The organism is Chthoniobacterales bacterium, from assembly GCA_035274845.1.
Classification (GTDB): domain Bacteria; phylum Verrucomicrobiota; class Verrucomicrobiia; order Chthoniobacterales; family UBA10450; genus AV80.
This window is the reverse complement of the sequence record DATENU010000013.1, coordinates 43,388-64,488: the sequence shown is the minus strand read 5'-3', so window position 1 is coordinate 64,488 and position 21,101 is coordinate 43,388. Positions and strand designations below refer to the sequence as shown.

Annotated in this window: 21 protein-coding genes; 8 read left to right on the top strand and 13 right to left on the bottom strand. The window is 57.4% G+C overall.

The window, feature by feature from the left end:
* Nucleotides 1-12 precede the first annotated feature (12 nt).
* Both VJU77_09355 and VJU77_09350 read left to right on the top strand, forming a co-directional pair.
* Nucleotides 13-1,245, top strand: coding sequence for a DegT/DnrJ/EryC1/StrS family aminotransferase (locus VJU77_09355; GenBank protein HKP03551.1), 1,233 nt, complete (start codon nucleotides 13-15; stop codon nucleotides 1,243-1,245).
* A 6-nt stretch (nucleotides 1,246-1,251) separates the two neighbouring features.
* Nucleotides 1,252-2,235 (top strand): NAD-dependent epimerase/dehydratase family protein, encoded by a 984-nt coding sequence (locus VJU77_09350; GenBank protein ID HKP03550.1) that lies wholly within the window; start codon nucleotides 1,252-1,254, stop codon nucleotides 2,233-2,235.
* 19 nt (nucleotides 2,236-2,254) lie between these two features.
* Here the strand turns inward: VJU77_09350 and VJU77_09345 are convergent, their stop codons facing one another.
* The 9 genes from VJU77_09345 to VJU77_09305 all read right to left on the bottom strand — a co-directional run bounded on the left by VJU77_09345 (nucleotide 2,255) and on the right by VJU77_09305 (nucleotide 9,492).
* Nucleotides 2,255-2,818: an HAD family hydrolase gene (locus VJU77_09345; GenBank protein ID HKP03549.1), complete on the bottom strand. Its 564-nt coding sequence runs from the start codon at nucleotides 2,816-2,818 to the stop codon at nucleotides 2,255-2,257.
* The gene (locus VJU77_09340; GenBank protein ID HKP03548.1) at nucleotides 2,800-3,396 is read right to left on the bottom strand and encodes an SIS domain-containing protein; all 597 of its coding nucleotides are present in this window, start codon (nucleotides 3,394-3,396) and stop codon (nucleotides 2,800-2,802) included. Before VJU77_09340 ends, VJU77_09345 begins: the two co-directional genes overlap by 19 nt.
* The gene (locus VJU77_09335) at nucleotides 3,393-4,136 is read right to left on the bottom strand and encodes a nucleotidyltransferase family protein (GenBank protein HKP03547.1); all 744 of its coding nucleotides are present in this window, start codon (nucleotides 4,134-4,136) and stop codon (nucleotides 3,393-3,395) included. Before VJU77_09335 ends, VJU77_09340 begins: the two co-directional genes overlap by 4 nt.
* Nucleotides 4,133-5,113, bottom strand: coding sequence for a galactokinase (locus VJU77_09330; GenBank protein HKP03546.1), 981 nt, complete (start codon nucleotides 5,111-5,113; stop codon nucleotides 4,133-4,135). Before VJU77_09330 ends, VJU77_09335 begins: the two co-directional genes overlap by 4 nt.
* Entirely contained in the window at nucleotides 5,110-5,889 is a 780-nt protein-coding gene (locus VJU77_09325; GenBank protein HKP03545.1) for a class I SAM-dependent methyltransferase, read from the bottom strand. The genes VJU77_09330 and VJU77_09325 overlap by 4 nt, the downstream gene beginning before the upstream one ends.
* Nucleotides 5,882-6,451: a methyltransferase domain-containing protein gene (locus VJU77_09320; protein HKP03544.1), complete on the bottom strand. Its 570-nt coding sequence runs from the start codon at nucleotides 6,449-6,451 to the stop codon at nucleotides 5,882-5,884. The genes VJU77_09325 and VJU77_09320 overlap by 8 nt, the downstream gene beginning before the upstream one ends.
* A gap of 44 nt (nucleotides 6,452-6,495) precedes the next feature.
* The gene (locus VJU77_09315; protein ID HKP03543.1) at nucleotides 6,496-7,701 is read right to left on the bottom strand and encodes a glycosyltransferase family 2 protein; all 1,206 of its coding nucleotides are present in this window, start codon (nucleotides 7,699-7,701) and stop codon (nucleotides 6,496-6,498) included.
* Nucleotides 7,694-8,677, bottom strand: a complete 984-nt coding sequence (locus VJU77_09310; protein ID HKP03542.1) for an NAD-dependent epimerase/dehydratase family protein — start codon at nucleotides 8,675-8,677, stop codon at nucleotides 7,694-7,696. Before VJU77_09310 ends, VJU77_09315 begins: the two co-directional genes overlap by 8 nt.
* Nucleotides 8,678-9,057: 380 nt before the next feature.
* Nucleotides 9,058-9,492 (bottom strand): class I SAM-dependent methyltransferase, encoded by a 435-nt coding sequence (locus tag VJU77_09305; protein HKP03541.1) that lies wholly within the window; start codon nucleotides 9,490-9,492, stop codon nucleotides 9,058-9,060.
* 376 nt (nucleotides 9,493-9,868) lie between these two features.
* Here VJU77_09305 and VJU77_09300 point away from each other — a divergent pair, with 376 nt between their 5' ends.
* The 4 genes from VJU77_09300 (at nucleotide 9,869) to VJU77_09285 (ending at nucleotide 14,645) form a co-directional block, all read left to right on the top strand.
* Complete coding sequence (locus VJU77_09300) at nucleotides 9,869-10,753, top strand: hypothetical protein (GenBank protein ID HKP03540.1); 885 nt, start codon at nucleotides 9,869-9,871, stop codon at nucleotides 10,751-10,753.
* Between the two features lie 240 nt (nucleotides 10,754-10,993).
* Entirely contained in the window at nucleotides 10,994-11,776 is a 783-nt protein-coding gene (gene rfbF, locus VJU77_09295; GenBank protein ID HKP03539.1) for a glucose-1-phosphate cytidylyltransferase, read from the top strand.
* A gap of 103 nt (nucleotides 11,777-11,879) precedes the next feature.
* Nucleotides 11,880-12,962 (top strand): glycosyltransferase family 4 protein, encoded by a 1,083-nt coding sequence (locus VJU77_09290; protein ID HKP03538.1) that lies wholly within the window; start codon nucleotides 11,880-11,882, stop codon nucleotides 12,960-12,962.
* Between the two features lie 9 nt (nucleotides 12,963-12,971).
* Nucleotides 12,972-14,645, top strand: a complete 1,674-nt coding sequence (locus VJU77_09285) for a glycosyltransferase (protein HKP03537.1) — start codon at nucleotides 12,972-12,974, stop codon at nucleotides 14,643-14,645.
* Between the two features lies 1 nt (nucleotide 14,646).
* Here VJU77_09285 and VJU77_09280 read toward each other — a convergent pair whose 3' ends face one another.
* Nucleotides 14,647-15,489 carry a methyltransferase domain-containing protein gene (locus VJU77_09280; protein ID HKP03536.1) on the bottom strand — a complete coding sequence of 281 codons (843 nt, stop codon included), beginning with the start codon at nucleotides 15,487-15,489 and terminating at the stop codon, nucleotides 14,647-14,649.
* A gap of 184 nt (nucleotides 15,490-15,673) precedes the next feature.
* Here VJU77_09280 and rfbG point away from each other — a divergent pair, with 184 nt between their 5' ends.
* Both rfbG and VJU77_09270 read left to right on the top strand, forming a co-directional pair.
* Entirely contained in the window at nucleotides 15,674-16,747 is a 1,074-nt protein-coding gene (gene rfbG, locus VJU77_09275) for a CDP-glucose 4,6-dehydratase (GenBank protein HKP03535.1), read from the top strand.
* Nucleotides 16,748-16,749: 2 nt separating this feature from the next.
* Entirely contained in the window at nucleotides 16,750-17,976 is a 1,227-nt protein-coding gene (locus tag VJU77_09270) for a class I SAM-dependent methyltransferase (protein HKP03534.1), read from the top strand.
* Here VJU77_09270 and VJU77_09265 read toward each other — a convergent pair.
* The 3 genes from VJU77_09265 to VJU77_09255 are packed head-to-tail and all read right to left on the bottom strand — an operon-like array spanning nucleotide 17,969 to nucleotide 21,092.
* Nucleotides 17,969-18,685, bottom strand: a complete 717-nt coding sequence (locus VJU77_09265; protein HKP03533.1) for an FkbM family methyltransferase — start codon at nucleotides 18,683-18,685, stop codon at nucleotides 17,969-17,971. The two genes, VJU77_09270 and VJU77_09265, sit on opposite strands and share 8 nt — an antisense overlap.
* Nucleotides 18,682-19,467 carry a CmcI family methyltransferase gene (locus VJU77_09260; GenBank protein ID HKP03532.1) on the bottom strand — a complete coding sequence of 262 codons (786 nt, stop codon included), beginning with the start codon at nucleotides 19,465-19,467 and terminating at the stop codon, nucleotides 18,682-18,684. Before VJU77_09260 ends, VJU77_09265 begins: the two co-directional genes overlap by 4 nt.
* Entirely contained in the window at nucleotides 19,464-21,092 is a 1,629-nt protein-coding gene (locus tag VJU77_09255) for a carbamoyltransferase C-terminal domain-containing protein (protein HKP03531.1), read from the bottom strand. Before VJU77_09255 ends, VJU77_09260 begins: the two co-directional genes overlap by 4 nt.
* Nucleotides 21,093-21,101 lie beyond the last annotated feature (9 nt).

Here is a 21,101-nt window from a genome sequence, read left to right as displayed (position 1 = left end):
TGCATTGAACAGATGCCCGGGCAATTGCCAACCGCAAAAATGCCGGACCAGACCTTCGATTGTCTTGCTTCGGCGATGGCGGAAGCTTATGCGATTCCCGAAGCCAGCGGGTCCAATCTTTCAAACCGGCGAATGATTCTTCAGAACGACTTTAAGCGTCAGTGGGAGTTCGTGGAAGGGCCGGCCCTGGAAGCGGTCCGCAGAGTAGGGGAGAGCGGCTGGTATATTCTTGGTAAGGAAGTCGAAGCGTTTGAGGCGTCGCTCGCGGAATTTTGGAGGGTGTCCCACGTAATTGGAACGGGTAACGGCCTCGACGCCCTCGAAATCGCTCTGCGCTGCCTGGACCTCCAGCGGGGAGAGAAAGTCCTGACCACACCTCTTTCGGCTTTCGCGACGACGCTCGCGATCGTTCGAGCGGGAGGTGTTCCCGTGTTTGTCGATGTCGACGACTCCGGTTGCATCGATCTGCGGCAATGCCGCGAGGTGTTGGCCCAGGACCGCTCGATCCGCTTTCTCGTGCCGGTTCACCTCTATGGATTCGCTTTGCCAATGCCGGAACTCGCCCGGCTCAAGACAGATTTCGGATTGCAAATCGTGGAGGATTGCGCGCAATGCATTGGCGCGTCGTTTGGGAATATCGCCGCTGGAACCGTCGGCCAGATGGCGGCGACCAGTTTTTATCCAACCAAGAATCTGGGAGCGATGGGAGACGCCGGTGCGCTCTTAACGAACGACGCGGCCCTGGCGGAGAAAGCCAGGAACCTGAGAAATTACGGTCAGTCGTCCCATTATCTCCATTCCACCCCCGGATTGAATAGCCGGCTCGATGAGCTGCATGCGGCGGTGCTGCGGGATGCGTTTCTGCCGAATCTGGAACAATGGACCAAGGCACGGCGACGCACGGCCCACAAATATCTCGAACAGATCCGGAATCCGTCTATTCAACTCCTCTCGCCCGATCCGGCGATGAAAGCGGTTTGGCACCTCTTTCCTATTCTTGCCGCCGAAGGCTCTCGCGATCAGCTCCGAAGTTATCTTGATTCCTGCGGCATCACGACCGGCGTTCATTATCCCCGCCTGATCTGCGAGCAGCCGGCGCTGCGAGACGGCTCGTGGGAGAAGCGATTGGAACTGGGCAAGGCCCGCCGCTTCGCTGAATGCGAACTCTCGCTCACGATCCATCCGTTTTTGACTGAGACGGAAGTTGATGCTGTCATCGCCGCCTGCAACGATTGGAAAATTTAGCGAGCCATGAAGAGCGAGTTTAACGGAGCGCGCGTCCTGATAACGGGAGGCCTCGGCTTTATCGGTTCGAATCTTGCCCGGCGTCTGGAGAGCTTTGGCGCCGTCATCACGGTGGTGGACAGCCTGATTCCGGATTACGGCGGCAATCTCCACAACATCGAAGGCTTGCAGGACCGCATTCAGGTCAACGTCTCGGACGTCCGCGACACCCATAGCCTGCGCTACCTCGTCCAAGGCAAGGACTACTTGTTTAACCTGGCCGGGCAAACCAGCCATCTCGATTCGATGCGCAATCCCATGCCCGATTTGGAGATCAATTGCCAGGCGCAGCTTTCGATTCTCGAAACCTGCCGCGCTTACAATCCTAAAATCAAAATCGTCTTTGCCAGCACGCGTCAGATTTACGGACGGCCCAATCACCTTCCGGTGACCGAGAGTCACCCAATCAATCCGGTGGATGTGAATGGGATCAACAAGATGGCCGGAGAAAAATATCATCTTCTTTACAGCGACCTTTACGGAATTCCCGCTACGGCGTTGCGCCTGACCAATACGATCGGGCCACGAATGCGGATCAAGGATGCCCGGCAGACCTTCGTTGGTCTTTGGGTGCGGCAGCTAATCGAAGACAAGCCGATCGAAGTCTGGGGCGGCAAGCAACTCCGCGACTTTACCGACGTCGAAGATGCGGTGGACGCTTTTCTTCTGGCCGCGGCGAACCCTTCTACCAGCGGCCAGGTCTATAATCTGGGCGGCCCCGAAGTTCTCGATCTCGAAAGCCTGGCGAAGTTGATGGTCGAGATTAATGGTTCTGGCGAATACGCGATTCGCGAGTTCCCAACGGATCGACGCGCGATCGACATCGGCGATTACTACGGCGATTTCTCGAAGATCCGGACCGAACTGGGCTGGACACCGCAACGAAAGTTGCGCGACACCCTCGAGTCTACTTTGCGTTACTTCCGGGAGGCAATGCCTCACTACTTGTAGCGACTGATCGAAAGCAGGTTCAGGCATTCGCTGCCTGCAAGACCGCGAGGACTGCGTCCCTGAAGTTCGCCACCGTAAACTCCGGCGTCTGCCGCAGGGCTTCACGATAGCCGTGGTCAATAAAGATCGCGCGACAGCCGGCCGCGTGGGCGCAATCGACGTCGCGCCAGCGATCACCGATAAGGAAGCTTCGTTTCAAATCGATTCCATGAGCTGCGGCTGCGCGTTGCAGCATGCCGGGCGCGGGCTTCCGGCAATCGCACGGATCGCCATGAGTCGCGCCGCCGTGGAAACAAACTTCGATCCCATCGAGTGAGGGAAGGAGGGTGCGCAGTTTCGCATGGATTGCTTCAACGACCTCTCGCGTCTGCGTGCCGCGCCCCACATCGGGTTGGTTGGTCACCACGATGAGGAGGAAGCCGGCGTCCTTAAGCTTTTCACAACCCTCAACCGCGTCCGGATAGAGCTCGAAATCATCGAGCCGCGCCGGTGGAAAGGAAAGTCCGTCGCGGACCACCGGCCGATTGAGCACTCCGTCCCGGTCCAGAAAGACCGCGCGTTTTTTTACTTCGTGCTCTCCCATTTCGTCTGTGCCGCCTTAAGCGCGGGATGCGAAACGAAGAGGTGCCAGACGACGGCTTGAAATGCCTCGGCGTGAGGCGTGGTATTCATTGGGTTCACGGTCGGAATGATGATGCAGACATCCGCAACCTTCGCGGTGAAGCCGCCGTCCCGGCCGACAATTCCAAGAATGGCGCTCTCCCGTTCCTTCGCCAGCTGCAAGGCCGCGACCAGATTCGGGCTGACATTTCTTTCCACGTCGCCGCCGCCGACCGAGAAGACGAGCAGCGCATCTTTCCCGTTCAGGCGGCTGCCTTTCAGCCATTCCACGAAAACCGTGCTCCAGCCTTCGTCGTTCGTGCGCGCGGTGAGCTCGGAAACGTTATCGGTCGGGGCGTAGCATTCCATGCCGGCGATCTTGCGAAAATCGTTCACCGCGTGGGAAGCGTTCGCGGCGCTGCCGCCAACGCCCAAAATGAAGAGCCGGCCGCCGCGAGCTCGCACGCTGGCCAGAAGCTCGACGGCTTTTTCACAAAGCGCAGCATCGAGCCCCGCGACCACTTCGGCGGTTTCGCGAAGATGTTGTTCGGAATAGCTCATAAGGTGACGGAGAGTTGCTGGCCGCGAAGCATGGCGTCAAGCTCGGCGAGTCCTTCCCGGGAGCCGGCCTCATAAAAACGCTGCCCGACCTCGAAGCCGGCGAGCTCCCTCCGGCCGATTAAATCCTGGTAGACCTCCGCGAGGTCGAAAGGCCTGTCGTTAGGCCAGGGCGCGAGAGCTTCGGCTCTCAGGATTCCCAGTCCGTAATCGATATATTTCATCTCGGGCGTGCGGTTTTCCTTGTCGTAGCTTTTGATTTCCCCGGCCTCGAACCAAACGTTGCTCGAGTCCCAGCGGTTGGCGTTTTGGAATACCGTCATCAAACCCAGTTTTCCGCTGGCGGCAAACGCCCCGATCGGCGCCGCATAATCAATCGGCAAATAGGAATCGCCATATAAGACGAGGAATTTCTCGCCGGCCAGCGGAAGCGCGTTTTTCAGGGCGCCGCCGGTGCCGAGCAAAGTGGGCCCGTCAAACGAGTAGGATAATTCCATTCCGAAGCTGCCTCCATCGCCAAACTCCGACTCGATCATCTCTCCGAGGTAACCGACACAGAGGATGACTTTCCGAATTCCGGCGCTCCGCAACAGCCGCAATTGATGCGCGAGGAAGGGCTGGTCAGCCACCGAGACGAGAGCTTTCGGAATTTTCTCTGTCACCGGCCTCAATCGGGTCGCCAGCCCGCCAGCCAGAATGGCGACCGGCCAGTCCGCCAGGCTCGACCTATCCGGCGCGCTCATTGATTAAGGATCCGCGTTCCTTCAAAATCGAAACGGAAGCGCACTTCAGTGAGACCCTTGTCGCGCATGGCATGCCGGAGCCTGATTTTGTCGCCGGCATAAAACATCAGGAAGCCGCCGCCACCCGCGCCGATGAGCTTCCCGCCCAGCGCGCCGTTGGCCATGGCGCAATCGTACCAGGCGTTGATGTCGGTGTTACTCATCCCCTTCGAGCGCTCCTTCTTTCGCTGCCAGTGGACATCCATAAGGCGCGCGAACTCCTCCAGATCGCCTGCTTCCAGGGCTACCTGGCTTTGCTTCCCGAGTTCCTTGGTAAAGTGAAGGTTCTCGGTCATCACCGGATCGGCCTGTTTACTTCGGACATCCTGTTCCTGGAGAATGGCGGAGGCGGCTCGCGAGTATCCGGTAAAGAAGAGCAGGAGATTGTCCTCGAGGTTGTACAAAGTCTCCTCCGAAATCTTCAGAGGCGCGGCTTCCACCCGGCCATCCGGGAGAAAGCGAAAGCAGGTGATCCCGCCAAAGGCCGCGATATACTGGTCCTGCTTTCCGATCGGTTCGCCCAGTTTCTCCAGCTCGATGCAGCAGGCTTGCTCCGCCAGCTCGGCTGGATGCACCAGATCCTTCCTTAAAGCATGAAAGGCTTTGAGCAACGCGGTCGTAAAGCTGCCCGATGAGCCCAGCCCGGTTCCCGCGGGGATATCAGCCATGCTTGTGATCTCGAGGTTGCGCTCCTGGATGTTAACCAGCTTGAGCGCCTCCCGGATAATAGGATGTTTGATTTCATCGATGGCATCGGCCTCTTCCAGGTGGGAGTACTTGAGCAGAAAACCTTCTACGAACCGGCGGTGGACGTTGATATAGACGTACTTGTCGATCGCGGCCGCAATCAGGAACCCGGAGTGCTCTTTATAATACGAAGGCAGATCGGTGCCCCCGCCGCCAAGCGAGATTCGAAGAGGCGAGCGGGTAATGATCATGAGGAAGTTTTCCGAGCCGTAGCTACTACCTGCCAGCCAAAAGGTGAGTCGAGAAGATTAGCATGAAAAAGAACCCGAAACAGTTTCATCGCAGCGCTCGCGGGGCCCGACGACCTCCAGGCGCCGGCCGACTCGACATCCTGCGCGAGGCGCTCGCCGCGCGCGATGACCATCAGCCGATAGAGATTAAAGAATGGAAACCCTGACAGGTAGGTCCGCTCAACGGAGTAGCCTGCTCGCTCCAGGACAGATCGAATCTTGCTGCGATCGAAATGCTGGCGATGCCCGATATGCCGGTCGAACGCCGACATGGGACCTCCCGGCACGGTGACAATCAGTCGCGCCTTCGCCGCCAGATATGTCCCGGCGCGCTCCAGGAACGCGACTGGATCGTCCACATGCTCCAGCACCTCGGAACAAACCGCGTGCGTCGCCCAGCCGGAAAATTGGTTTAACTCGGAGGGCGGCCGAAAAATATCAGCCACCAGAAAGGTCGCGCCCGGAACCTTTCGTTGAGAAATAGCGACGCCGCTTTCACTGAGCTCCGCACCCACAAATCGCGCCTCGGGGAGTAATGGGGCGAGCTTTTGAACGAGATCGCCCTGGCCGCTGCCGAGGTCGAAAACGGACATCGCGCCTTTGCCGGCATCTTCACAGAGCAGTCTTGCGATAATTTCATGGCGCATCCGCTGCGCCGGGTTTTCGGCGGCGGACGCGGCGTAATGTTTCCAGTGCGCGTCCCAATCGTCCGGTGAAACAGGCGATTGGCTAGACATCTTCGCGCCGGGCCACGGCAAAGAGGTTAAGGCGAAACTTGTGATAATGCAGGTGGATGGAGCTCGGTTTGAACCCGGCCCGCACTAGCAAGGGCCAGAGATCGCGTTTGTCGTAATACATTTTATGGTCCTCCATTTCGGTCTTTGAACTCCAGCCCAGTCGGAAGGCGGAAAACTCCAGGAAACCCTTACCCAGCCACGTCGGGACATTAATAAGAAGCACCCCCGCCGGCTTGAGCAAGCCAAGGCACGACTCGATAACCAGGAGGGGATCGCGCAAGTGCTCCAGGACCGAGATAAGCATCACCACGTCGAAACTCTCTGCTGTCAGCTTCGGCAGAGTTTCTTCGATTGTTCCCTGATGGAAGGCGAATTTCTCCAGCCCGGCCAGCTCCGGCGCGAGGCGGAAGTCCACGCCGACACCGGCCTCCAGATACGGAGCCATCGCCACCAGTTGCGTGGCACGGTATCCGCAACCCAATTCCAGCACTCTCAGGTTCGCGCGCTTTGGCAGGTGACGCGAGATCGCGCGTTGAGACAGCCAGACCCCGGCTCGGTCCAAAAAAGTCAGGCCCTTTTGTCCATAGGCCTCGTCTGCTCGCGCGGTCAAAGCTTCTGCTCTGGCGCCACTCGTTGCGCCATCTCCAGTAAGAGGGTAAAGCAAAAAGTTTGGAACCCGACGATAATCAGGAGCAATCCAAAAATGGCCGGATGCGAGATTTCAAACAGCATGAATTCAGAAGTCAGATAGTGATAGATCAGGATACTGAGAAGGACAGCTCCCAGAAAGACACAACTCCCGGCCAGAAGCATACCGCGATCGTAAGTCAGAATCTGGCGAAGGCGTCGGAGTGACTGCGGGCGCAGTCCGTGCATGACGCGCGCCAGCACGCCGATTTGAATCGAGCTATAACCCAGAGTTACAAAGGTTACTCCCAGCAGCATCCAGTAGAGACTAAAGCCAACGCCACCGACCGTGACAGGCCCCTTGGACAAGGCGATGGCGATGAAGGCGCCGATCAGGGTAAGAACAACGCCCGGCCTAAGCAAGAAGGAGTCGGGAGTGTAAACCAGCATGACTTTGAGATTCAGCCAGCCAGCAATCCAGGGCGAAAGCCAGCCCATCCGCCGATGATGACTGAATCGCCCTTCTCTGTCCTTGTAGAATTTTACCGGGACCTCAGCGATCCTCAGCTTCAGGCGGGCCGCTTTTAGAACCATCTCGCTGGCGTACTCCCACGACTGCGACTTCAGATCGATTCGTTCCAGGGCCGCTCGCGTCAAGCCCCGCATCCCGCAATGGATGTCCGAATAACGACTCCCGTAGATCCGGTTCAAAATCCAGGTCGTGAAAGGGGTGCCAAAATACCGGTGTAATCCCGGCATCGCTCCTTTCTCGATGCTGCCCCGAAACCGGCTCCCCATGACAAACTCGGCGCCGTTCCGAAAAGCTTCCACGAAAGGGGTGAGCTCGCGGAAATCATAGGTGAGGTCGGCGTCACCCATAATGATCCACTTTCCCCGAATGTAGCGGGCCGCGTCGATGTAAGCGCGGCCCAGGCCACGCTTTGGAGTGCGGAGGACTTCTCCTCCATGCGCAAGAACGATCTCCGGTGTCTTGTCGGTGGAGCTATCTACGATCAGAATCTGGCCTTTCACGCCCGCTCGTTCCAGGCCCTGTTTACACCAGTCCACAAATTCGCCTGCCGTGATCTCTTCATTCAAGGCCGGGACGACGATGCTCACTTCGACGGGCCCCGGCTCTGAATTCACCGGGAGGCAGTGCTCAATGACCGGAATCTCTTCAGCCATGCCGCAGTTCCTCGAGCATGGCTCTCATCGCCGCGGTGACTGCTTCGGCCGAGGTTCGCCGGGCCTGCCATCCGAGGCTCTTGATTTTCGAGCAATCGAAGCGAACCACTGGAACATCGCCCTTCCAGCCGCGATCGCCGCCCGTGAATTCGTAGCTCGTTGTCCCCGGTGCAATTCCGCTGACTTCAACGGCGAGATCAGCGATCTCGCGGACCGTAATGTAGTCGTCGGTCGCTACGTTGAAGACATCATATGACCGGGTCGTGTGCTCGTCGGCGAGGCGAATAGCGGCGAGGACGTCCTCCACATGGATGTAGCTTTTTCGTTGGGTGCCGTCGCCCAGGATGCGTAGCCGCGCCGGGTCGGCTTGCAAGCGGCGGACAAAATCATACCCGACGCCATGGGTCTGACGCCCGCCCACCACATTGGCAAAACGGAAGGCCCTTCCCGTTAACTCGAACATATGGCAATAGGATGCGATCAGCCCTTCGCAGGCGAGTTTGCTCGCGCCATAGGTCGAAATCGGGATCGCCGGCCCGTAATCTTCCCTGAAAGCAACGCTCGGATTTTCGCCATACACACCGCTGCCGGACGTGTACAGAATCTTGCGAACGCGGTTCGTTCGCATCGCCTCGAGGACATTCTGAGTGAGATAAGTTCCCTCCCAGAAATCGATGTCCGGCTGGGTGACTGCCTTCGCGATATCGGGATTTGCGGCCAAATGGAACACCGTGTCACAGCCGGCCATCGCGGCGCTCACCGCGCCGAGTTCCTTGAGGTCGGCCCTAACCACTTCAACCCGCGGGTCCCGACAGGCCTCCGCGACATACGATTGCTGGCCTGACGTAAAGTTGTCGAAGATAACCACGCGTTCAGTCCGATCGCGTTCCAATAATGATCGAACCAGATGGCTCCCGATGAAGCCGGCGCCGCCGGAAACAAAGACTCTCTTCCATTCACTAAAATTGGCCGGCACGAGAGCGACAATGCTGCCAGTCGCGAAAGTGTCAACCTGAGCGCGGTGCCCCCGCTACCAGTGCGGGATTGCTCTCGCGGATAATCGTCTCCAGCTTCGAATATTACCTAACCGCTGGCCGCCGTTGAGAGGGGCTTCTTCTCAATGATTACCATTTCCTGGTAAAAGTGCAGATACGACATGGTACCCAAGCGGGTCGGGGGGGCCGCGTGGGAAGGCTTTACGTTAGCGCCAGCCACTTGATCTACCAGACACTTAACAAAGCCAACCATGCCGAAGTCATGGCTGGGCATGCGCTTGGCAATCTGACCATCGACCGACTCGGGGCGGAAACCCTGCAAATGACCGCCATCCGGCCAATCGTCGAAATATCCTGTCCCCTAGTCTTCAATGATGTAAAGGCCGCCCGGCTTCAAATACGGGAAGAGGATTTCGTAAGAGGCCAGGCTGTTAAGTCCAATGTGCGACGCGTCGTCGACGATGATGTCGACCCCATCCGCCGCATGAATACGAAGGATTTCCCTCAAGCGATCCTGGTTAGCTTGATCTCCAAGCTCAAAAACGATGTTCGGGTAACCAGAAAAATCTGCTGCGCTCTCCTCGATGTCGACCCCAATGATAGTCCCATGGCGGAAATAAGAAGCCCAAACCTTGAGCGATTCTCCTGTATAAACGCCAAGCTCTAATAGCGTTATCGCCCGATCAGATAACCCGCTGAAATATCGATCGTAGATTGCATAAAACGTGACCGGCTTGGCAGTAAAGTCGGCATTGGCGCAGATGCGCCTCGCAATCTCTTCGAGGGTCTCCGGCATGGTAATGTCTTTCAGCAACAGGCAGGGGAGTCAATGATCGGTTTGCCCGACAAGGAAGGGATCGGCCGTTTTTCACCGCTTCGCTCCAGGCGACTCGAACCTCGTATCGCTGATTCACGGCGGGAACGGCTTGGTTTGGCAAAAAACGGATCCCGCAAGGCGGAAGCGTTTTCACACTGTTTCGCGCGGAGGATTCCTCCCCAGGCTGAGGCGCGCGGGCAACGACGGGCGCCCAAATTTATGCTTGACCCTTTCCTCCAGAATCCCTACGATGGCGGCTCAACGTCAGTTAACAAAAAAAACTTAACACCAACTACTTATGCACTTCTCCAGAATTCCCAGAACACTTCGCTTAGCTTTGGGCCTCGCACTCGTTGTGGGCTTTTCAACGGGGGCCTTTGCCCAGGCCACTCGCACGTGGGTTTCCGGCGTCGGCGACGACGTCAATCCATGCAGCCGCACCGCTCCCTGCAAAACATGGGCCGGCGCGATCTCGAAGACCGCGGAAGGGGGCGAAATCGATCCCCTCGATCCAGCCGGATACGGAACGCTCACCATCACCAAAGCCATCACGGTCGATGGCGGGACAGGGTCGGGCTGGGGTCATACTCTCTCTGCTGGATCTCCGAGTGGATTCGTCGTCAACGTCACAGGCGGCACTCACGTTAGCGATGCGGTGGTGATTCTGCGCAATCTCACCTTCAATGGCGCGATTCAGAGCCCAACCGTCGGGGCAACCCAGTGCATCAATTACATCAAAGCCGCGCAATTGATCATCGAGCATTGCCAATTCGAGAACGTCTCTACCACCGGCATTACCCAGGGCTCGGCGGCGACCACAACCAGCCTGCGGGTGGAGGATTGCGTTTTCGATAACGTCGGCACCGGCATGCTGGTGACCACCAGCGCGGGTTTCGCCGTCGCCCAGGTCGACAATTGCCGTTTCAACACGCTGACGGGCGGGGTTAATACCACCTCCAACGCCTTCGTCACCGTTCGCAATTCCATGTTCGCCGGAGTGACGGGCGCCAACGGCGGCGTTCGCGCCAACACCGGCTGCCAGGTCAACGTCTCGGACAGCATGTTCGCCAACTGCGGCACCGGCGCGAATATCGCCGGCGGCACCATTCGCCTGACGAACAACGACTTCTTCAACAACACCACCGGCATCGGCGGTGGCACGGCCGAATCGGCCAACAACAATCGATTCCGCGGTAACGGGACTGACGGAAATGTCAGCAACGTCATCACCGTCAAATAGGCGGCACATTTTGGGCGCGTAGCCTCCAACCGGGAGGAACTCGCTGATCGTTAACGATACGGCCTGAGCGTCACTAACGCTCAGGCCGTATTTGCTTTTAGGCGTTTTGTCGCTCGTCGCCGAGGAACGTCGGCAAAATTCAGTGGCGTTGCCTGATCCGGGCGGCCTATTATCAAACCGCGGGCCCGGGGAGGGTCCGCTTCACCATTTGCAGACAAGCATGGACCAACGGACGCGACGATGAAAGTAGTTATCCTTTGCGGCGGCAAGGGAACCCGTCTCCAGACCGAAACGGAGTTCCGTCCAAAACCGATGCTGCCCATCGGCGATCGCCCTATCCTCTGGCATATCATGAAGACCTACTCTCATCACGGTTTCAACGAGTTTGTCCTTTGCCTCGGATACAAGGGCGAGATGATTAAGGAGTATTTCCGGAACTATCTCTGGAACACGTGCGACACGACTCTTCATCTCGGACAGGATCCCAAAGCGGAGTTTCACACCAGGCATGCGGAGGAAGACTGGCAAGTTACGCTGGCCGATACGGGCGAGGATTCACCGACCGGAGACCGGGTGTCTCAAATCCGGAAATACGTGGACCCTGATGACACGTTTCTTCTCACTTACGGCGACGGTGTTGGAAACATCGACATCCCGGCATCAATCAAATTTCATCACGAGAAGGGAAAAATTTGCACGGTAACCGCGGTGCATCCCCCGGGGAGGTTTGGCGAGCTGAGTTTGAACGACGATTCAACGGTCTGCGGCTTTAACGAAAAGCCCCAGACCGAGAGCGGATATATCAATGGCGGCTACATGGTTTGCAGCACATCGCTCTTTCGATACTTGGAAGGACCGCCAGGCCTGATCCTGGAAGAGGAACCGCTCCAAAAGCTCGCGGCGGAAGGTCAAATGGCAGCTTACAAGCATGAGACCTTCTGGCAACCGATGGATACTTATCGGGAGTTTCTTTTGCTGAACAACCTTTGGAACGGAGGCAACGCTCCGTGGAAGGTTTGGTAGGCAGCCCATCGCGGATTCCAACCCGGAGCGGCAGATCGCCTGCCATTGTCCAACAATCGAGTCCGTGTGACTATCCAGGTTTGATCGATCCGCAGTTCAAACAATGAAAACGTTAGCCCTGTTCACACCCTACGAGCTTATCGCTGGGGGCGGAACTCGCTACATTCTCGGGATCGCCGAGGCTTTTCGGAATACCTATCAAGTTTACCTTGTTACTCCTATGGCAATGCCAGTTGCGGCCATTGCCGCGGTAGGCCCCGAGTTGGGGATCTGGGCCGATCACATTATTCCGACATCCTGGGAAGACGCTCACACTCGCGCTCTAGGCAGACCTTTTAACTACGCGGTCGCGTTCGGGAACGAACCGCTGCCCCAGGTACCTGGGATAGCGGACCGGAATTTCTTCGTCTGCCAGTTCCCTTTCCCGATGCAGCTCAACGATCTCGCGATAAGACTCATCTACCTTTCCCATTGCGAAAGTATTGTCGTCTACTCGGAATACGCGAAAGCGCATCTGAGCGCCCGCCTGGCGGAACTCTCCGCCCCGGCCAAACCGATCCAGATAATCCATCCGGCCGCTGACCTTATCTCGCCGGAGCGAGAGGTGAATCAAAGAGAGCCCAAGTCTATCCTCTCCGTGGGCCGTTTTTTCGATGTGGGCAGCAAATGCCAGGACGCACTGATCGAGGCGTTTCGAGAATTAGACGGCCAGGGATGGTCGCTCCATCTGGCTGGAGCAATTTATCAAGGCGAGACGCGTTACGCGATGTATGACAAATGCCTCCGCCTCGCGGAGGGATTGTCCGTCAAATTTTACCCGAACGCGTCGCGGGCTGAGATTGGCCGGCTCTATTCCGAATGCCTTTGTTACTGGCACGGAGCGGGAATCGGAGCTGACCCGCTAACGGAACCGGAAAAATTCGAGCATTTCGGAATCACCGTGGTCGAGGCGATGGCGGCGGGCTGCCTACCCTTGGTTCTTGCCCAAGGGGGACCGTCGGAAATAGTCACTTCCGGGCACGATGGCTGGACGTTTGAGACAACTGCTGAATTAACCGAGCGGACCTTGCACTTGGCGTCCCTGCCTGAGTCGCGATTGGAGGAAATGCGCGCCCGGGGACAAGAGCGGGCGCGGGCTTTTTCCACCGATGTTTTCCAGGCGAAATGGCGAGCTCTATTATCCTGATCAACTGCTATGTCGCTTTCATCCAGGCCGATGTTTTCAGTGATCATCCCCACCCGGGCCCGTCCTGATACCCTGCGCCATGCCTTAAGAACGGTGGTTGCTCAGGAAGAGCGAGACCTGGAGATCATTGTGCACGAGAGCGGGGATGATCCGGCGACCGCCGGGGTCCTCGCCGAGTTCGACGACCCCCGGATCCTTTCGTTCAAAACAATTGAGCCGGTGCGGATGACTGAAAACTGGGAGCGCGCCCTTCAGCGGGCGACAGGCGACTATTTATTTGTTCTGGGCGATGATGACGGCTTGCTCCCGAAGGCATGCATGATTGCTCGCCACCTTCTGGAAAAGCAACCCGCCGGGATCCTTTCCTGGCGCCCAGCCCTGTATTTTTGGCCCGACTTTTTCGAAGCCGATGCCCGGGACAAGATTATCGCAATCTACGGCACGGAGTTGGAATGCACTTTGAAGAGCTCTCGGGCAACCCTTTATCCTACCTATCACTTTCGGGATTACTACATTGAGTTACCAATGATCTATAACTCTTTTGTCTCCCGGAGATTGATTGAAAGGGTTTATCAATCGCACGACCGCTACTTCATTGGATCGATGCCCGATGTGGTATCGGGAGTAATCAATCTTTGTTATTCGAGCCAATTTCTTCGTTGTAACCGTCCGCTCTCTATCAGCGGAGTTTCCCGCCATAGCACCGGCCATAACTTTGGAAGTGGAAAGCCAGAGTTACAAACCAAGATCAAGAGCAGCGCCTTCGGGAGTGGTATTCCAATCCATCCCACGATGGTCCCCAGTCATAGTTTCCCGCTCGCGGTCGGAAATGAGTTTTTGATCGTGAAAGAGAGGGTGTTCCCGGATGGGGAACCCGAGTTCGATTATGTGGCCATGCTGCAGGCAGCCCTCCAGTCTCTCAACGACATCCCCGAAGAGTATGACCTCGTTCTGGAACATTGCCGGGAGATTGCGAAACGGAACGGCCTAACGATTGATGAGCGTGACATAGTCCCGCCTGGACCCAGGCCTGCGCGCCCGCGCCCGGGTCGCCATCAAGCTGCTCTGGGCACTATCCTGGAGACCGTGGACGGACAGTCGGCCGCGGCCTCGAATGTGTTCGATGCCACGAAGATACTCGATCGCCTCATGCCGAAGCCGGCCATTGATTCCTCCCGTTTTCTAGTCGAACCGAACCAAATCGAAGTCATTGCTCTCGATAATTCCGTTCAAACCATCCTGGATTTCTCCGCTGCGGGAAACGGTGCGATTCTCCTCGGACTGGGCTGGAGCAACATCGAAAGTTGGGGCGTCTGGTCGGACGGGCCGCGCTCGGACCTGTTCCTCCCCTTGAGCGGAGAGGTTTGTGGTCCCCTTCGGATCTCGATCCACGGACAGCTATTTCACCCACCCAGAAGACTGCGGCTTCTTATCGAACACGATTCGCTGATCCTCTTTGAGCATGAGGCTCCGATTGAAACTGAAGCCGTCGCCCTCGAACTTGGTCCGATCACTATTCCGGCGGAATTGTCATCGATAAAACTACGGACCATCTTTGCCTTCGACCATTGTGACAGCCCGGTGGAGCTTGGCCTCAGTGACGATATTCGCAAACTGGGATTCGGTTTGCATCGTGTTGAAATTTCTGTCGCATCCAATAAACAGTCAGCCAGCATCCCCTGAATCAGGGCGAGACACCGGTTGGCGGCTTCACTTTTACCCTGCGTGCAATAATTGTCGGTCGGGTAACTTCCTGCGGAGCACTCAGGTCGTTAAACGGGTTGGGATTACAAAGAGCGGTGCACGCGGTGATCTCCATCTCAAACCCAAGATTCTTGAGCACCTGACAGTAAAGACCGCGAGAGAGAGCCCACCATTCATAATCGCAGGCGGGGTTCGACCAGTCGCCATTGGCGCGCATGATCAATTCTTCTGAATCATGCACGTCGGTAAAGGCAATAATGACGGCCTCGTTCGCCAGCCGAGCCATATTTCCAATCGCCGAAACTGGATCAGCGAGATGTTCGATAATGGCCCCAGCGAGGACGACGTCGAACCGGCGATCCCAGGAATGGAGCTTGCCAGCGGACGCGTATATCACTTCCACCTTGCTTTGGAGCCTGTGCCAGGCGTGCCAAAAGCCATTCCTCAGCGGCCGGTGACTCGTCGCCTCAAAGTCTTTGATCCAGGCGGATCGATCCCGATGATAGAGCGAATCACTAAAAGGAATTCGTTCGAACTGCCCGGAGTCGCGTGCATCCAAGGCCGTAACCCGCGCGCCGGCTGCTTCCGCGGAAAAGGCCAGGAATCCGGTTGCGGTGCCGACATCAAGGACGGTCTTCCCGGCGAGCGGGTATCGACCAATGTACTCGTCGAAGCGACCGCGAATGTCCCAACACCCTTGAATCGACGTGCCGTCCGGGAAATCAAGACTGTGATAAAAATAGCAATCGCCGAGCTCCGGTGCCGGCCAGGGCGGTTCCGGCGCAAACAACTCGCTTTGTTCTCCTGACTTCTCAGCCATCATCGACGTTCGTTCGATTCAATCCGATAAACTCTGAATCAGTGCCTGAGGTGTAGCATCTCCCTGCCTTGATTGCGAATTGCTACCTCGTGGCCAATTATGCAAACTCACTCATGCCCACAGATATCTTTCCCGGGAGGATGGCTGTGAAGAATTCCGCGAATCGAAGGCGCACTCTTCGCAGGACATGGTGAACCCTTCGCCGCAGTTCTGGAATGGGCGCCGCGTCCTTGTAACCGGGCACACCGGTTTCAAAGGAGCCTGGCTTTGGCAGCTCCTGCTGGCCCTGGGCGCCGAACCGACCGGAATTGGTTTGCCGCCAGATACTGATCCCAGCTTATCCGCCATTCTTGGATTACCGGATCATCCGCAATCTCACTGCCTCGATATCCGAGAGCGGGATCTGCTCGCGCGCAAAGTGGGGGAGGCAGAGCCCGAGATCGTGTTTCACCTCGCCGCTCAATCGCTCGTCCGACGTTCCTACGCGCAACCGGTCGAGACTTACTCGACTAACGTGATGGGGACAACCCACCTGCTCGAGGCCCTTCGCTCCACGCCTTCGGTCCGCGGCATCGTGGTCGTAACCAGCGACAAAGTGTATCGAAACGTGAATCTCCCTGTAGCCTATCGTGAAACTGATGAGCTCGGCGGCCATGACCCTTATAGCAGCAGCAAGGCTTGTGTGGAATTGACCGTCGCGAGTTGGCGTCTCTCCTTTTTCACCAGCCAACCCCAGCCCGTGGGCCTGGCAACCGCGCGCGCCGGCAATGTCGTTGGGGGTGGGGACTGGGCCCAAGATCGACTCATTCCCGATCTGGTCCGTGCCTTCACAAGCGGGGTTCCGGCACAAATCCGGAACCCCAGCGCGGTCCGGGCGTGGATTCATGTTCTGGAGCCGTTGATCGGATATCTTGCCCTGGCGGAACGGCTCTGGAACGAGCCGAATCTTTTCGCCGAAGCCTGGAACTTCGGACCTGACGAAAACCAGGCACGTTCCGTGGAAGAAGTAGTCCGCCTGTCGAAGGAGCTATGGCAGGAAGGCGCCAGCTGGCGGCCGGCTGAAACTTCAAATCCTCACGAGACAATGATCTTACGCCTTAATGCCGCCAAGGCGAGAGATCGCCTGGATTGGCGTCCGCGGCTCGAATTCGACGAAACCCTCGCGTGGACAATTGACTGGTATCGGCGCTGGCAAGGTGGCGCCAACGCCTCAGCGTTGTGCCGCGAACAAATCGAACGCTACCTGGTGACGGGAACGTAAGCATGGCACCGCGCACCTGCCGCTCTTGCGGGGCCGGATTGACGACAACATTCCTCGATCTTGGCGTCTCTCCCCTGGCGAATAATTTGATTCACCCAGAAGAGGCGGACGTCCCGGAGCCGCGTTATCCGCTGCACGCGCACGTCTGCGACCACTGCTTTCTCGTCCAGCTTGGTGAATTCGTTTCGCCCGAGAAAATCTTCTCCAACTATCCGTATTTCTCCTCATATTCCGATACCTGGCTGGAACATTGCGATCGCTACGTCGGCAAGATGGTGCCGCTCCTGCGTCTGGGTCCTGAATCACGAATCGTGGAAATCGCGAGCAACGATGGCGCGCTGCTCCAGTTCTTTCGGAAACGCGGGCTGAATGTCTTGGGTATAGAGCCGGCCGCCAACGTCGCTCACACGGCCATCGAAAAAGGTATTCCTACCGAGATCGGATTCTTCGGTCGCGAGACGGCGCGAGGTATTCGGAGCGATTTTGCCGCCGATCTTATCGTCGCGAACAACGTCCTGGCCCACGTCCCCGACCTGAACGATTTCATCGCCGGTCTCAAGCTCCTCCTCGCGCCATCCGGCACGATCACCATCGAATTTCCCCATCTCGCGCGGCTGATCAGCGAGCGCCAGTTCGATACGATTTATCACGAGCATTTCTCTTACTTCTCGTTGCTCGCGGCCGAGGCGGCTCTGTTGCGGCACGATCTGGCGGTTTACGATGTGGAAACGCTCGCGACCCATGGCGGCTCGTTAAGGCTTTTTGTATCGCACACCGAAGCGGGCCGGACGGCCGGCGGAGGGTATACTTCGGTGCGCGAGGCGGAACTCACCGCCGGTCTTGACCAGATCTCTACCTATTCAGCGTTCGCGCCAGCGGTCGCCGCAGCCAGGCAGGACATCCTCGACTTCTTCACCGAAGCCCGGCGGGCCGGAAAACGCGTGGCCGGATACGGAGCCGCGGCGAAAGGGAGCACACTCCTCAACTATTGTGACATCGGCGAAGAATCGATGGAATATGTCGTGGATCGGAATCCCCATAAGCAGAGATTGCTTATGCCGGGGGTGCGCCTTCCCATTCACGCCCCAGTCCATGTGTTCGAAACCAAACCCGATTATCTGTTCGTTCTCGCCTGGAACCTGAAAGAGGAAATCCTCCGCACGATGGAAGGAATCAAACAGTGGGGCGGCCACTTCGTGTTTCCGGTTCCGCGGCTTGAAATCATTTGAGGCTGGGACCCGCTTGCCGGGATCTCTTCCACCTGGCCAGCCAAAGGTGGAACTTCGCCCTGGCCCTGGCGGATATGGAAAGGACATCGCGGTGAGCCAGCAACAGGTTTGGCACCGTCTGCCCCACGATCTCGTATTGGTCTTGAACAGCCGACAACAGATCGAGGTCGGCCAGCGATTTCGTTTGAAAATCAAGTGACGCTTCCAGGAAAATCCACCGTGGGCGGTAATTGGTATTGGCAATGAGGTCGTTCAATACCGGCATATCCATGCCTTCGATATCGAGACTGAGCAGGTCAAAATTCATCGGGACCTGCTGCTCATCCAGGATATCGCCCAGTCTTCGCGCCGGCACTTCAACCTCACCTCTCGAGGGACCCCACGCCTCGGCCATGGCGCGAATGATTGACGATACGCCGTCGACTACTCCCAAGTGAAAGACCACCGGCCCCTCAACATCCGAAACCGCGCATCTTACCAGAGTTGAATTCAGCCCCGAAAAATCACGCTCGATCTCCTCCCACGAATTCGGATTGGCCTCGACCAAAATCCCGCGCCATCCAAGCTGCCACATTAGATCATAGGAGTTTGATCCATCCTTTCCCAAGACCCCGACATCAACGATGAGCCCGTGACGCCTGGGACGCGCGACTTTGAGGAAAAGCGAAAACTCGCCGAACTGCGAGTGATCGACGCTGAAGGTCCTCACCGAATGCGCCGCAGGTACGCGTCCGGCCAATAGGTCACGCGAGAGGAAACGGTTCCCTCGTTAAATAACCAGGCTGGCTCCGAGATTTCGAAATCCGGATTCTCTTCGAGAAATTCGGCGATGGCACTCCGCGGATTATTCCAGGTCCAATCAGGACTCGTGCGCGGCGCGCCGGCGACCGCTTCCATGATCCCGTCCGCCACCACGATGTAGGAATCGACCGTCACGAAGCGCGAGTAGAGTTTCAGTTCGGAGAGGACGTGATCCTTCGTGTGCTTGCTGTCGAGGACGACGAAAGCCGCGCCCGGCCGCCCGATTTCGTTCGCCACTCTATCGACAGTTTCGGGCCGGATTGAATCCGCTTCGATCAGCGTGATTCGCGAGCTCATTGGGTGGGCTTCGATAGCCGCGCGGTTTTGCGGGCGAATTTCTATGTCGAGGCCGATGACGCGTCCATGGCCCATCGCAGCCAGGAGCGAAGCATAAAAGACAAGCGAGCCGCCGTGAGCGACCCCCGTTTCGATAATGACATCCGGCTTGACGCGATAGATGACCTCCTGAATGCGAATCAAGTCTTCCGGCAGCTGGATGACTGGCCGTCCCAGCCAGGTGAAGCTATAAACATATTTCGCGTCCCAGCCAGACCTTAGCCAGGCCCTCGAAATCGCGCTGAACGCTTCCGGCGTGCCCATCGCGTAGATTGCCTCGCCGGCGGCATTCTCCACTCGCACCTCGCCTGTCCCTGTGTCGACGGTGATTTTCTCCCCTGAGGATCTTGTCATACCGGTCCAGCCTTGTTCTCCTTCACGAGCAGGTAGTCGCCGATAAGCAACGCGTCAATGCCAGTGCTGAGAAAGCACCGGATCGCATCTTCAGGCGTTTCAACGATGGGCTCGTTCGCTACGTTGAACGAAGTGTTCAGGAGCACGGGCACGCCTGTTTTCTGATGGAATTGCTCAATCAAGGAATAGAAATCCTGATTCGACGTTTTGCTGACCGTTTGGAGACGGCCGGTCTCATCAACGTGGATCACGGCCGGAATGCGATCCCTCTTTCCCTCCCGGGCGGGCGGAACAAGCAGCATATAGGGGCTCGGGCGGTCGATCTCGAAGTACTCATGCGCAAACTCTTCCAAAATCGCCGGGGCAAACGGGCGGAATGCCTCCCGATGCTTTACATCGCGGTTAAGAATGTCCTTGTTCTCCGCAACCACCGGGCTCATGAGGATGCTGCGATTTCCGAGCGCCCTCGGCCCCGTCTCCGACCGGCCATGAAAGCGCGCGACAATTCTGTTATCTGCCAGCATCTGCACAGCTAGTTCCAGCGCGTTCTGGTTCGCGAGCGAAAATCCTTCGAACGCCTCCTGGTTGAAGGTGCTACCCCGATAGGCCTCGATGGCCGCGGTGATCCGCTCATCAGAATACGACGGTCCGAGATAGGGGGAGATTCCTGGGTAACTCTTATTCCTCCTCGAGATCGCGTGGTACCCATAGAGAGCCGCGCCCAGCGGGATGCCCGTGTCGGAAGCGGCGGGATTGATGAAAATATCTTTGAAGATTCCGGACCGGAGAACCTTGTAATTCGCGACTGAATTCAGCGCAACGCCACCGGAAATACAGAGATGATCCGCGCCCGTTCGATTGAACGCATGCTCGGCCAGATGGAGAAGAGCCGCTTCGGTTTCCTCCTGCACTTCGAACGCGGCTCGCGCCTTGTCGTCGAAGGTCACGATCGGCGCATGCGGCGCGCCCATTTCATAACTGTCCTGCACACAGACCGAACTATAGTCGGTCGCCACCCCGGCATAGCGCCGGGGAAATTGGAAAATCTGCTTGTTCACGGCAGCTCCGTACGGAGCGAGGCCCATCGTTTTTCCCTCCTGCAGTAAACCGAAGCCAATGGCCTGGGTTACCGCGGCGTAAAGAAGGCCTATCCCGATTGCCGTCGTTGATTCAATCAGCTCGATCTTGTCTTGCGTGGCCGCAAACAGGCTTTGGGTTTCTTTCTCCGAACCGCGGCCATCAACGATCAACACCGCCGCCGTCTCGAAGCCGGAGGAGTAAAATACGGCATAGGCATGAGCGAGGTGGTGGTTAATGACCCTGATTTTCCGGGGATCGAATTCCCTTAAGAAATTGTTGGCCTCGCTCGGCTCGCGATACCAGTCGTTAGACCAATCCGGCCTGACGATGTAGTCCAAGACAACCAGATCGATCTCTTCCGGGGAAGAAATCTCGAGGTCATCCAGGCACGCTTTTAAGGAGCGGTGCGGAAACTTCCGGGAATCCTTTTCCCGATTGGCGCGCTCCTCGCTCAGACTGGCGAACCGAACTCCTTCGGCATCCTCTCTGATGATTGCAACCCCAGCGTTATGCCATGGGTCTCGATGTAGTCCTAAGATAATCATCGCTCTAGG

Bases quoted from the DNA above. Each gene is read 5' to 3' on its own strand.
- VJU77_09355 (HKP03551.1), top strand. From the start codon at position 13: ATGCCCGGGCAATTGCCAACCGCAAAAATGCCGGACCAGACCTTCGAT.
- VJU77_09285 (HKP03537.1), top strand. From the start codon at position 12,972: ATGTCGCTTTCATCCAGGCCGATGTTTTCAGTGATCATCCCCACCCGG.
- VJU77_09270 (HKP03534.1), top strand. From the start codon at position 16,750: ATGGCACCGCGCACCTGCCGCTCTTGCGGGGCCGGATTGACGACAACA.
- VJU77_09290 (HKP03538.1), top strand. From the start codon at position 11,880: ATGAAAACGTTAGCCCTGTTCACACCCTACGAGCTTATCGCTGGGGGC.
- VJU77_09260 (HKP03532.1), bottom strand. From the start codon at position 19,467: ATGACAAGATCCTCAGGGGAGAAAATCACCGTCGACACAGGGACAGGC.
- rfbG (HKP03535.1), top strand. From the start codon at position 15,674: ATGGTGAACCCTTCGCCGCAGTTCTGGAATGGGCGCCGCGTCCTTGTA.
- VJU77_09330 (HKP03546.1), bottom strand. From the start codon at position 5,113: ATGATCATTACCCGCTCGCCTCTTCGAATCTCGCTTGGCGGCGGGGGC.
- VJU77_09345 (HKP03549.1), bottom strand. From the start codon at position 2,818: ATGGGAGAGCACGAAGTAAAAAAACGCGCGGTCTTTCTGGACCGGGAC.
- VJU77_09340 (HKP03548.1), bottom strand. From the start codon at position 3,396: ATGAGCTATTCCGAACAACATCTTCGCGAAACCGCCGAAGTGGTCGCG.
- VJU77_09280 (HKP03536.1), bottom strand. From the start codon at position 15,489: ATGATGGCTGAGAAGTCAGGAGAACAAAGCGAGTTGTTTGCGCCGGAA.
- VJU77_09315 (HKP03543.1), bottom strand. From the start codon at position 7,701: ATGGCTGAAGAGATTCCGGTCATTGAGCACTGCCTCCCGGTGAATTCA.
- VJU77_09325 (HKP03545.1), bottom strand. From the start codon at position 5,889: ATGTCTAGCCAATCGCCTGTTTCACCGGACGATTGGGACGCGCACTGG.
- VJU77_09335 (HKP03547.1), bottom strand. From the start codon at position 4,136: ATGAGCGCGCCGGATAGGTCGAGCCTGGCGGACTGGCCGGTCGCCATT.
- VJU77_09255 (HKP03531.1), bottom strand. From the start codon at position 21,092: ATGATTATCTTAGGACTACATCGAGACCCATGGCATAACGCTGGGGTT.
- VJU77_09350 (HKP03550.1), top strand. From the start codon at position 1,252: ATGAAGAGCGAGTTTAACGGAGCGCGCGTCCTGATAACGGGAGGCCTC.
- VJU77_09305 (HKP03541.1), bottom strand. From the start codon at position 9,492: ATGCCGGAGACCCTCGAAGAGATTGCGAGGCGCATCTGCGCCAATGCC.
- rfbF (HKP03539.1), top strand. From the start codon at position 10,994: ATGAAAGTAGTTATCCTTTGCGGCGGCAAGGGAACCCGTCTCCAGACC.